11 protein-coding genes and 1 rRNA gene are annotated in these 11400 nt (G+C 69.3%); 10 read left to right on the top strand and 2 right to left on the bottom strand.

The annotated features are described in order from the left end of the window. The 10 genes from rrf to ACZ7M3_RS10235 all read left to right on the top strand — a co-directional run. Positions 1-94 (top strand): 5S ribosomal RNA (gene rrf, locus ACZ7M3_RS10280); the annotation flags it as partial. Between the two features lie 74 nt (positions 95-168). After that, positions 169-813: an HAD family hydrolase gene (locus ACZ7M3_RS10275; protein WP_472062155.1), complete on the top strand. Its 645-nt coding sequence runs from the start codon at positions 169-171 to the stop codon at positions 811-813. Between the two features lie 134 nt (positions 814-947). Next, entirely contained in the window at positions 948-1670 is a 723-nt protein-coding gene (locus tag ACZ7M3_RS10270) for a VC0807 family protein (RefSeq protein WP_472062153.1), read from the top strand. Between the two features lie 60 nt (positions 1671-1730). Then, positions 1731-2987 carry an MFS transporter gene (locus tag ACZ7M3_RS10265; RefSeq protein WP_472062151.1) on the top strand — a complete coding sequence of 419 codons (1257 nt, stop codon included), beginning with the start codon at positions 1731-1733 and terminating at the stop codon, positions 2985-2987. Next, positions 2938-4110 carry an acetoin utilization protein AcuC gene (locus ACZ7M3_RS10260; RefSeq protein ID WP_472062149.1) on the top strand — a complete coding sequence of 391 codons (1173 nt, stop codon included), beginning with the start codon at positions 2938-2940 and terminating at the stop codon, positions 4108-4110. The genes ACZ7M3_RS10265 and ACZ7M3_RS10260 overlap by 50 nt, the downstream gene beginning before the upstream one ends. 428 nt (positions 4111-4538) lie before the next feature. Further along, a complete protein-coding gene (locus ACZ7M3_RS10255; protein WP_452974381.1) occupies positions 4539-5354 on the top strand; it encodes a phosphatase in 816 nt (271 codons plus the stop codon). 129 nt (positions 5355-5483) lie between these two features. Further along, a complete protein-coding gene (locus tag ACZ7M3_RS10250) occupies positions 5484-5696 on the top strand; it encodes a helix-turn-helix domain-containing protein (protein WP_004984898.1) in 213 nt (70 codons plus the stop codon). Positions 5697-5861: 165 nt separating this feature from the next. Beyond that, the gene (locus tag ACZ7M3_RS10245; protein WP_003948845.1) at positions 5862-5960 is read left to right on the top strand and encodes a 30S ribosomal protein bS22; all 99 of its coding nucleotides are present in this window, start codon (positions 5862-5864) and stop codon (positions 5958-5960) included. A 406-nt stretch (positions 5961-6366) separates the two neighbouring features. Continuing rightward, complete coding sequence (locus ACZ7M3_RS10240) at positions 6367-7428, top strand: NAD-dependent epimerase/dehydratase family protein (RefSeq protein WP_067367753.1); 1062 nt, start codon at positions 6367-6369, stop codon at positions 7426-7428. A gap of 14 nt (positions 7429-7442) precedes the next feature. Further along, positions 7443-8525, top strand: coding sequence for a lysophospholipid acyltransferase family protein (locus tag ACZ7M3_RS10235; RefSeq protein WP_261692289.1), 1083 nt, complete (start codon positions 7443-7445; stop codon positions 8523-8525). A gap of 87 nt (positions 8526-8612) precedes the next feature. Here ACZ7M3_RS10235 and ACZ7M3_RS10230 read toward each other — a convergent pair whose 3' ends face one another. Beyond that, positions 8613-9836, bottom strand: a complete 1224-nt coding sequence (locus tag ACZ7M3_RS10230; RefSeq protein WP_472062147.1) for a DUF5667 domain-containing protein — start codon at positions 9834-9836, stop codon at positions 8613-8615. Positions 9837-10108: 272 nt separating this feature from the next. Then, positions 10109-10888 carry an ECF subfamily RNA polymerase sigma factor, BldN family gene (locus ACZ7M3_RS10225; RefSeq protein ID WP_054230018.1) on the bottom strand — a complete coding sequence of 260 codons (780 nt, stop codon included), beginning with the start codon at positions 10886-10888 and terminating at the stop codon, positions 10109-10111. Between the last annotated feature and the right edge of the window lie 512 nt (positions 10889-11400).

Raw genomic sequence — 11400 nt, 5'->3', positions numbered from 1 at the left:
AACGCCCGGTTACATTCCGAACCCGGAAGCTAAGCCTCACAGCGCCGATGGTACTGCAGGGGGGACCCTGTGGGAGAGTAGGACGCCGCCGAACTAATTGTAGGGAGAACCCCCGTACCGGGAAATCGGTACGGGGGTTTTCTGCGTTCGGGGGTCTAGTGTTTTGTCATGCGCTATGACTTGGTGATCTTCGACAACGACGGCGTCCTCGTGGACAGTGAGCCGATCTCCAACACGATTCTGGCCGCCTATCTCACCGAACTCGGGCACCCGACCTCGTACGAGGAGTCCATCCGGGACTACATGGGGTCTGCCATGCACCGCATCCACGAGCTCGTCCAGGAGCGGAGCGGGCAGCGGCTGCCGGAGGATTTCGACGACGTCTTTCACGGGCGGGTGTTCGCCGCCTTCGAGCGGGAGCTGCAACCCGTTCCCGGTGCCGTGCAGTTGCTGGAGAAGCTGGCCGCGGACGAGGTCCCGTACTGCGTGGCCTCCTCCGGGAGCCATGAGCGGATCCGGGTGGGGCATCGGAAGACCGGGCTCGACCGATGGTTCGACGAGGGGCGTGTCTTCAGCTCGCAGGATGTGGGGCGGGGCAAGCCGGCCCCCGATCTGTTTCTTTGCGCGGCCGAGCGGATGGGCGTGGCGCCGGAGCGGTGTGTCGTCGTGGAGGACAGTCCGCTCGGGGTGCGGGCGGCGAACGCCGCGGGGATGGACGTGTACGGGTTCACCGCCATGACGCCGGCCGCCAAGCTCACCGGTGCCACTCAACTCTTCTCCGAGCTGGGCGAGTTGGCTGACCTGCTCGTATGACGGCACCCATCGCGAGGCACTGACATTTGTCACGCCGAGCTCCGGACGATCGTTTCTATTGGCGAGTGGGGTCCGACCGCGAAGCTGAGTACATCGGAACGGGACGTACACAGCGACGACGGAGGGACCCGATCATGAGCATCACGGCCATCGAGACCAGCACTGGAGCGACCACCGTCGAGGCACCGGCCGCCACGAGTGCCGATGCCGCCGCCAGGCCCAGCTTCCTGCCGCTGATCCTCGACGTGGCGGTGCCCGTCGGGTCGTACTACCTCCTCAAGAACGGGTTCGGCATGAGCACCATGGCGGCCCTCGGCTGGAGCAGCGTGGTGCCGGCGGTGCGGACCGTGTGGGGCGCGGTGAAGGAGCGCAAGGCCAACGCCCTGGCCGGGCTGATTCTGGTCGTCAACGTCGTCGGGCTGGCCCTCAGCCTCGTCGCCGGTGACCCGCGGCTGATGCTGGCCAAGGACAGCGGGGTCAGCAGCGTGATCGGCATCGGCATCCTGGTCTCCGTGAAGCTCGGCAGGCCGATGATGACGGCGGGCATGAAGCCGTTCCTCATCAAGGGCGACGCGGCCAAGAACGCCGCGTGGGACCGGCTGGTTGCAGGCTCCCCGCGGTTCCGGAAGGCCGAGCGGACCTTCTCCCTGGTCTGGGGCGTGGTGCTGCTCGGCGAGTGCGTCGCGCGGGTCGTGGGGGCGTACACCCTGCCGGTCGACACGATGGTCTGGCTGGGCACGGTCGTGATGATCGGTTCGATCGCGGTGGCCATCCTGGTCAGTGGGCGGCTGGCGGTCGTTCCGATGGAGAAGCTGCTGGAGAACGAGGTCGCCGGGACCGTCCAGCCGAAGAGTTGAGCAGAATTCACCTTCGGTTGGATCTACCCACCGGTAAGCCAGGGCCCTACGCTCGCCGCCATGACAGATGTGCTGCGGCGCGGTAGGGCCTCTTTGGCGTTCAGCTTCTTCGCTCAGGGCGCCACCTTTGCCCTGCTCGTGACGCGCATTCCGGCCATCCAGGACCGGTACGGCGTCTCCGACGCGCTGCTGCCCGCGTTCCTGGCCGCCGTGCCGATCCTCGCCGGGGTCGGCAGCGTGACGACCGAGCAGCTGGTGAAGCGAATACGGCCCAGTCGGCTGCTGCGCTGGTCCCAGCCGGTTGTGCTCCTGGCGCTGCTCGGCGTCGGGGCGGGGGACCGCCTGGTCGAACTGGCGGTCGCGCTCGGCGCCTTCGGGCTCGCGGTCGGCGCGCTCGACGCGTCCATGAACATGCTCGGGGTGAGCCTCCAGCGGACGTACGGGCGCAGCATCATGCTCGGTTTCCACGCCACGTACAGCCTGGGCGGGATCGTGGGCGCCTCGCTCGCGTGGGTGGGGGCGCACTGGCATCTCTCGCTGTTCGTGTCCTATCTGCCGGTGGTGCTCGTGCTGCTGCCGGCGGCGTTCGTGGGGAGTCGGTGGTACGTCGACGGGGGCGCCGCCTCTGGTCTTGAGGTCGATGCCGATACCGGTGGCAATGTCGATGCCGAGGCCGGGAAGAGGCAGGGGGAGAGTGGGGCCCTGGTCTTCAGGCTGCTGTTGCCGTTGTGTCTGGTGATGACGTTCGCGTACATCGGGGACTCGACGGTTTCAAACTGGAGTGCGAAGTATCTGCAGGATGTGCTGGGCAGTTCGGAGCAGTTGGCGACCGTTCCCTACAACGTCTACATGGTGATGACGCTGGTGGGGCGGGCCGTCGGGGACTTCGGGGTGCGGCGGTTCGGGGCGGTGGCCGTCGTACGGCTGGGGGCGGTCGTGGCGGCGCTGGGGTTCGCGGTGGTGGCGGTGGCACCGGGGGCGTGGGTCGGGATGCTCGGGTTCACGTTGCTGGGGCTGGGGTTGTGTGTGCTGGTGCCGCAGACGTTCGCGGCGGCCGGACGGTTGTTTCCCGGGGCTTCGGACGCTGCCATCGCACGGCTGAACATCTTCAATTACGTCGGGTTCTTGATCGGTTCGCCGTTGGTGGGGGCGTTGGGCGACGCCTGGAACTACCGGGGCGCCATGCTTGTGCCGATGGTGTTGGTCCTTGCGACCTTGGGGTACGCCCGCTCGTTCGCGCCCGAACCGGACCGATACGGTGACGGACATGAGCGGCCGCGCACAGCTGATGTGGGACGAGGCAGTAACGGGCTATGACTTCGGCCCGGACCATCCGATGGATCCGGTCCGGCTGGCGCTGACCCGGCGACTGGTCGATGCCTTCGGGCTCGATCGGGAGGTGGACGTCGTCGCGGCGAAGCCGGCCGGGGAGTCGACGTTGCGGCTCGTGCATCGTGAGGACTATGTCGAGGCGGTCAAGGCCGCGTCGGTGGATCCGGGGGCCGCGGATGCCTCGTACGGGCTCGGGACCATGGACGATCCCGCCTTCGCGGGAATGCACGAGGTGTCGGCGCTGATCGCCGGGCAGTCGGTCGGGGCGGCGGAGGCGGTGTGGCACGGGGACGCGCTGCACGCGGTGAACTTCGCGGGTGGGCTGCACCATGCGATGCCGGGTGGGGCGTCCGGGTTCTGCATCTACAACGACGCCTCGCTCGCGATCGCGCGGCTGCTGGAGCTGGGGGCCGAGCGGGTCGCGTACGTGGATGTCGATGTGCATCACGGGGACGGGGTGCAGGCGGCGTTCTGGGACGACCCCCGGGTTCTGACGATCTCGCTGCACGAGCATCCGCGGACGCTGTTCCCGCAAACCGGGTGGCCGGAGGAGACGGGGGCCTCCTCGGCGGAGGGCTCCGCAGTCAATGTCGCGCTGCCGGCCGGGACCGGGGACGCGGGGTGGCTGCGGGCGTTCCACTCCGTGGTGCTTGAGCTCGTCGCCGAGTTTCGGCCGCAGGTGCTGGTCACCCAACACGGTGCCGACACCCACTTCGAGGACCCGCTCGCTCATCTGGCCGTCTCGCTCGACGCGCAGCGGGCCGTGCAGGTCGCCTGTCACGACCTGGCGCACGAGTACGCCGACGGGCGGTGGGTCGCGTTGGGTGGGGGCGGGTACGCGGTCGTGGACGTCGTGCCGCGGTCGTGGACGCATCTGGTCGCCGTCGCGGCGGGGCGGCCCATCGACCCCGAGACGGTGATTCCCGAGAGCTGGCGGCAGGAGGTCTTCGCTCGTACGCGGCAGTTGGCGCCCGTGCGGATGACGGACGGGCGGTGGCCCGTGTCCTGGAAGGGGTGGGAGTCCGGGTACGACCCGGCCGACCGTCTCGACCAGGCGATCGTTGCGACGCGCCGAGCCGTGTTCCCCCTTCGGGGCCTCCTGCCCTGACCCCTCTTCCTTCGCCCCCGCCGCCCCTACCCGACCCATCCCCAGGGGCTCCGCCCCTTCAACCCGGACGGGGCTCCGCCCCTGCACCCCGGCGGGGCTCCGCCCCTGCACCCCGGCGGGGCTGCACCCCCGGTTCCCTGCGGGCTGCGCCCTCGTACCCCCAGCGAGGCTGCGCCTCCGGATCCCTGCGGGGCTGCGCCCCTGCACCCCGGCGAGGCTGCGCCTCCGGATCCCTGCGGGGCTCCGCCCCCGTACCCCCGCAGCCTGCCCTCCGCGGGGCTTCGCCCCGGGCCCCCGGAGGGCGTGCTCCCGTGCTCCGTCTCGGGCTCTGTCGGGGGATAGGGGGCCAGAGTGTGCATTACGCCAAGTGTGGGGCGTTTTCGGGAAATTCGGGGTGAAGGGGGGGTATGTGCGTCAGCATCGCTGTCGTGTTGAGCACCGGAGCATTACGTGCGCACCTGCTGGCGGCCCGGTTGGCCGGGCCCGTTGCCACCTCGCGTGAGGAGAGTCTGCGGAGTTATCGGCTCTTCGCGGCCCGCGATCCCCGTGTGCTGCTCGGGCTCGATCCCGAGTGGACCTGGGAGCAGCGGGATCTGATCGAGTTGATGGCCGACAAGTGTGGAGTTTCGGCCGATCCGACTCACACGAGTGGGCATGATGTGATCGACCCCGAGCGGACTCTGGTCGCGCTCGATTCCTTCGCGGCGCGACTCGCAGCGGCGGCCCGGAAGCGCGAGCCGGTACTCCTCGGGACCGGTCACCCGCACCGTCTGCTCGGTTTCTACGCCGCCCTTGCGGACGCCCTGTCGGCGGCGGGATGTACCGTCCTCACCCCCGCGCAGGGTAGCTCTGTCGACATAACGACCCGGTTCGGCCTACGCACGTACAACCTTGACTACGTACAAGGTGTCGCGCTGGTACGCGAACCCGGCACGCAAGCCCCCGGTGGTGCGACCGGCGCACATACCCACTCACCGCTGCCGGTTCGGACCGTTCTGGCGGCTGCCGCGGAGGGTGGCGGGCCGCTCCCGGAACTCGTCATCGGGGACCACGGCTGGGTCTGCGGAGCAGGTCAGCTGGGGTTCGAGGCCATGGGGCTGGCCGATACGGACGATCCTGCGCTCTTCGTCGGAGAGGCAGAGGGGCGGGTGTCCGTCGTCGTTCCGCTTGATGACGCTGTGCGGTCTGATTACTACCGACCGCTTACTCGCTATGTACTCAATCGAGCGTGTCTGTCACAGTAGGCGGCCGATGCCATCTCCTCTTCCCCACTCGCATCACCCGCCCCTACATTGGGGAGTGAGCACGCAACGACGAAGAGTCACCGGAAGGGGAAGCCGGTGGCCGTCGAGTGCGGAAGGTTCAGGTGTGTCATGGCTGCAGCTGGCGAGAGGCCTCTGAACGAGGTTCAGTTCCTTACCGTGGCGGAAGTCGCCTCGGTGATGCGAGTGTCGAAGATGACCGTGTACCGCTTGGTGCACAGCGGTCATCTGCCGGCGATCCGGGTGGGGAGGTCCTTCCGGGTGCCGGAGCAAGCGGTTCACGAGTATCTCCGCGAGAGCTATGTGGGGGTGGAGACAGCCTGACGGTTGCTTCGAGGGGTTCCCGAGAGGCCCTTGTGGTCACCTCGGGAATCCACTCGGATCCCCTCGATTACGACCTCAGCGCTCGGACGGGTAGGCTGGCCCCTCATAGGTCGTGTGGGCCCATGCAGCCCAGCACCGAGTAAAGAGAAGTGAGCGAGGGTAGTCGTGGGCTCTGTTATCAAGAAGCGGCGCAAGCGGATGGCCAAGAAGAAGCACCGCAAGCTGCTCAAGCGCACTCGCGTTCAGCGTCGCAACAAGAAGTAGGACCGTGCCCCGCATCGCCGGGGCTCGTCCTTGCGCTTGTGCGAGCGCTGCGAACGGCGCGCTCTGTGGCCCCCCACCGGCCGGTGGGGGGCCACAGCCGTTTTCCGGCCAGGCTTTCGGCGTACCGGCCTCCGTCGTCGCGGCGGCTTTCGCCCAGAGCGGGTACTTTCCGGGGGGAGCGGGCGCGCGTCTCCTGCGCGAGGGCCCCGGAGGGCGATGCTGTGCATACGCCCATGTGCCGGGTGGCTTGGTCTGATCGTATGTTCGTGGCTGTCGTCACTTCGTGCATCGGGCGGTCATCACAGCGCAACATCAACCCGCTAGGTTGGCGGCACACGGGGAACACGGCAGGGTACGAGCGGAGCTACGTCGGCTCACGTCCAGAACGGGAAGAGAGGCGCTGATCTTGGGGAAGGTCGTGCTCGTCACCGGAGTGGCCCGTCAGCTGGGAGGCCGGTTCGTACGACGGATCCAGCGTGACCCCCAGGTGGACCGGGTGATCGCCGTGGACGCGGTGCTGCCCGAGCACCATCTGGGCGAGGCCGAGTTCGTCCAGGCCGACATCCGCCAGCCCACGATCGCCCGCGTGCTCGCCGAGCACTCCGTCGACACGGTCGTCCACATGGACGTGACGGGCATCGCGCTGGGCGGCGGCAGCCGGACGACGGTCAAGGAGACCAACGTCATCGGCACCATGCAGCTGCTGGGCGCCTGCCAGAAGTCCCCGTCGGTCAAGCGGCTCGTCGTGAAGTCCAGTACGAACGTCTACGGGTCCGCGCCGCGAGATCCGGCCGTGTTCACCGAGACCACCCCGCCCAAGTCCCTGCCCAGCGGCGGCTTCGCGAAGGACACGGTGGAGGTCGAGGGGTATGTGCGTGGCTTCGCGCGGCGGCGGCCCGACGTCGCCGTGTGTGTGCTGCGGTTCGCGAACATCCTCGGGCCGAGCGCCGACTCGCCACTCGCCTCGTACTTCGCGCTGCCGGTGCTGCCGACCGTCTTCGGATACGACCCGCGGCTGCAGTTCGTGCACGAGGACGACGTGATCGAGGTACTGCGGATCGCCTCGCACGATCCACAGCGCGGCACGCTCAACAGCGGCACCTTCAACATCGCCGGAGACGGCGTCCTGTTGCTCTCGCAGTGCGCTCGACGCCTGGGCCGCCCCACGGTGCCTCTGCTGCTGCCGGCGCTCAGCTGGGCGGGCACGGCGGTGCGTACCCTGGGCGTGACGGACTTCTCGCCGGAGCAGTTGCGGCTGCTCACCCACGGCAGGGTCGTGTCGACGAACCAGATGCGCGAGACGCTGGGCTACAAACCGAGATACTCGACCGCGGAGACCTTCGCGGACTTCGCACGCAGCCGGGGGCCCGGACTCCTGCCCCCCGAGGCCCTCGCGGGGGCCGTCGACCGGATCGCCGCGCTGCGTTACGTGGGCGGCGGCCACCCCCCGACACTGAGCGCCAACTGAGGAGCGCATCGACGATGGCGGACGCCAAGGTCATTCCGTTCGACGACGACCGGTCGCGCGGGGGTGCTGTGCAGCGCCCGCCGCGGCGGCGGGCCGCGGGGAGCCGGCGCAAGGGCGATCCCGTGGTGGTACGTGAGGTCCAGCCCCTGCCCGGCCGGACCTTCCCGCAGGATGATGTTCCTGTGACGCGTGAGGAACAGCCGCCTCAGCCGTCGACGCCGAACGACGCGCCGTCGACGTCACAGGCACGGGTGAGCGGCGGGCTGGAACGGCGCGTCGCCGGTGGCCTCGCCTTCCTGCGCCGGCGCCTCACCGGTGACTACGAGATCGACGACTTCGGGTACGACCAGGAGCTCACCGAGCAGGTCCTGATGTCCCTGATCCGGCCGTTGTACGAGAAGTACTTCCGGGTCGAGGTGAAGGGCATCGAGAACATCCCGACCGACGGCGGCGCGCTGATCGTCGCCAACCACTCGGGCACCCTCCCGCTGGACGGCCTGATGATGCAGGTCGCCGTCCACGACAACCACCCCGAGAGCCGCCATCTGCGCCTTCTCGCGGCCGACCTGGTGTTCATGCTGCCGGTGGTCAATGAGTTGGCCCGCAAGGCCGGGCACACCCTCGCCTGCGCCGAGGACGCCGAACGGCTCCTGGAGCGCGGCGAGCTGGTCGGTGTGATGCCGGAGGGCTTCAAGGGCATCGGCAAGCCGTTCGGCGAGCGCTACAAGCTCCAGCGCTTCGGCCGGGGCGGGTTCGTGTCGACGGCCCTGCGGCAGGGCGTCCCGATCATTCCGTGCTCGATCGTCGGCGCGGAGGAGATCTACCCGATGATCGGCAACGCGAAGACGTTGGCGCGGCTGCTGGGTTTCCCGTACTTCCCGATCACGCCGACCTTCCCGTGGCTGGGTCCGCTGGGCGCCGTCCCGCTTCCGACGAAGTGGACGATCCAGTTCGGCGAGCCGATCCCCACGGACGGCTATCCGCCGGAGGCCGCCGAGGATCCGATGCTGATGTTCAACCTGACGGACCAGGTCAGGGAGCAGATCCAGCACACGCTGTACAAGCTGCTGGTGCAGCGCCGGTCGGTCTTCTTCTGACGGACATGCGGCCGGAGGTTCCGGCGACGGACGTACGTGGCTGGGGGCGCCCTTCCTGAGAAGGGCGCCCCCAGCCACGTGGCGGAGTTACCTGCTGTCCTCGCTGTCGATGCCCAGGCCCGGCAGGAGACCGGGCAGCAGCGGGGGCAGGGTGACGTCCGGCGCGCCGCTCGTCGGGGTGGACTTGCCGGCCGAGGGGGACGAGCTGGTGGTGTCCTTGGGCGGGTCCAGGAGGCCGCCCGTGGTGCCGCCGAGCAGGCCCTCGCCGGTGCTGCTGGAGCTGGACGGCTTCGGCTTGCCGCTGCTGTGGCTGCCGGTGGTGGAGCCGCTGCCGGCGCTGGGCGCCGGACGGTCCGTACCGGACGACGAGCCGGGGGCGTCCGAACTGGCACCCCGGTGACGGCCCGTGCCCTCCTTCGCTGGGGTGCCCGGGAGCAGCGGGTCGACCTCTTCGTCTATGGCGGCGAACACCGACGACACCTGCTGACTGACGTCGCCGAGCTGGACGGGCAGCCGGTCGCGCAGTGCGCCCCAGGCCTCGCGGTGCGACTGGGCGAAGGCGGACAGGGCCTGGATGGGGCCCAGTGAACCGTCCCGCTCGAACGCCTCGTACAGCAGGCGGTGGCCCTCGGAGGCGTCGTGCTGCATGCCCGACAGGGCGCGGCGGATCTCGCCCAGGGATTCGTGGTCGAGGTGGCCCGACCGGCCACGCTCCATCAGCCGGCGTGCCTCGCTCAGGCGTGTGGACGCCTGGTCGAGGTAGAGCTCGCCGCGGTCGCTGTCGCCGTGGGCCAGGCCGAGTTGGATGTCCTCCATGCCTCGTTTGAGCCCGTAGAGCGAGTCACCGGGCAGGGCGTCGGAGCTGGCGGCTGCCACGCCGCCGAAGGCTCCCGCGGCCACACCCACGGTGAGCCCGCCCGCGGCCAGGCCCTTGGACCAACGCGAACGCGGTCGCAGCTTCCCCAGTCCGGTCGCCCGGTGTGCGCCCCGTGCCCGGTGCGAGCGCTGCTCGGGCACGGAACGGTCCGGACCTTCGCCCCCCGCGGCGGTGCCTTCCAGCAGCATGGCCTCCATCGCTGCCACGAGCTGTGCTCGCTGCACGACCTTGACCTCGGGATCCAGCTCCGGTTTGGGCAGCTCGCCGAGACCGGTGGCGAGGGCCAACAGCAGGCCCTGCTCGGTCTGTTCCGACGCAGCCTGGGACGGTGCCGATCCATCGGGCTGCTCGGCCGCCGTGCCCTGGTCGGATTGCTCCTCCAGGGCCTGGGCGAAGGCGTCCGCCCGCCGGTGTGCCGATACGTTCGCGATCACTGGCGGCACCTCCTCTCGTCAAGACGGTCGACTCCCCAGGGGGTCCTGAGGGTTGCACGCCCCGAGCGCATCCACACGATCGAGTGATCGGCGATGGCCGGGTCGTGACCACAGGGAGCCTGTATCCCGCACAACGAGCGTCGCGGCACTTGGGTTACGGACGACGGATGATCGGACCGCGAAGTCAACGGACTTTCACGGAAGGTGAGTTGAGCGTCGCTGAGCGTGTGGGATCGCTGGGGCGTTCGCACGGGCCGGTGTTCGTACGGGTTTCAGCGGGCGTCGTCCGGGAGGAGCCGTGCCAGGGTGCGGACGGCTCGGTACTGGAGGGTCTTGATCGCGCCCTCGTTCTTGCCCATCACCCGGGCGGTCTCGGCGACCGACAGCCCCTGCAGGAAGCGCAGGGTGACGCACTCCTGCTGCTGAGGATTGAGCCGTCGTACGGCGTCGAGCAGGGCCGCGTTCGACAGTGACTCCAGGACGGAGTCCTCGGGGCTTCGCTCGACCTCGTTCGCGTCGAGCATTTCGCCGGTGGTCACTTCGAGTCGGAATCGGCTCGATTTGAAGTGGTCCGCGACCAGGTTGCGGGCGATGGTGACCAGCCAGGCGCCGAAATCGCGGCCCTGCCAGGTGAACGTTCCGATGCGGCGCAGGGCGCGCAGGAACGTCTCACTGGTGAGGTCCTCGGCGGTCGCCTTGCCGCCGACGCGGTAGTAGATGTAGCGGTACACGGTGTCGCTGTACTGGTCGTAGAGGCGGCCGAAGGCGTCGGCCTCGCCGGCCTGCGCGCGCTCGACGAGATCCATCATCCGGGCGCTGTCGCTGTCTGCGGCCGGGCGGCGTGCGGTGGGCGTGGCGGCCGAGCCCGAGCGGCCTCGTCTGCCGACCGCCGCGCTGCCCTCGGCCAGGGCGTAGCAAGGGCCGAGGGGCGCGGGGACGGCGGCGAGGGCGGGGACGGCGTACGCGGTGGGGACGAAGCCGCGCAAGCGGTCCAGGACCGTTGCGCGCAGCGTAGCCAGGCCCGAGGCGTCAACCCCGACGTGTGAGTACACGGGACTCCCAGAGGCAGAGCTTCCATCACGTGCAGTGCGGGACCGTTCACCCGTCGTAGCGACGGAGGGGTACCGGTTTGCGTCTGAGGAGAATAACGCTTCGTACAGGCAGCGCTACACCGAGTTGCTCAAATCATCGATTACGTCGCTTCTGTAACCGATTGACGCCTGATCAAGTGCCGGACAGTGACCGGTTGTTGATCGGATGGGTTCGGGTTCCGTCTGGGTGCGGGGCGTGTTGTGGCCGTGTGGGGGTGGGGTGACTGGGTGGGGGGCCACGGGGGTAGGACAGGGGATTGGGCGGCTTCCGGTGGGGTGCCCCGGGTGGCTTTCCTCGCCCCCGCCGCCCCTACCCGTCCCATCCTCAACCTGGAGGCTCCGCCCCCAGACCCCCCGGTGGGTCCTTTGGGTGCGGGTGGGTGGGGGCTGGCCGCGCAGTTCCCCGCGCCCCTGGCCTGGGGGCGGGGCTGCGCCCCGGCCTCAGGCCCCCGTGCGCCTGAACAGCCTCGTCC

The sequence above is a fragment of the Streptomyces sp. NPDC111656 genome (genome assembly GCF_055656965.1).
The sequence above is the reverse complement of the archived record's forward strand: the minus strand, read 5'-3'. Positions and strand labels throughout refer to the sequence as shown.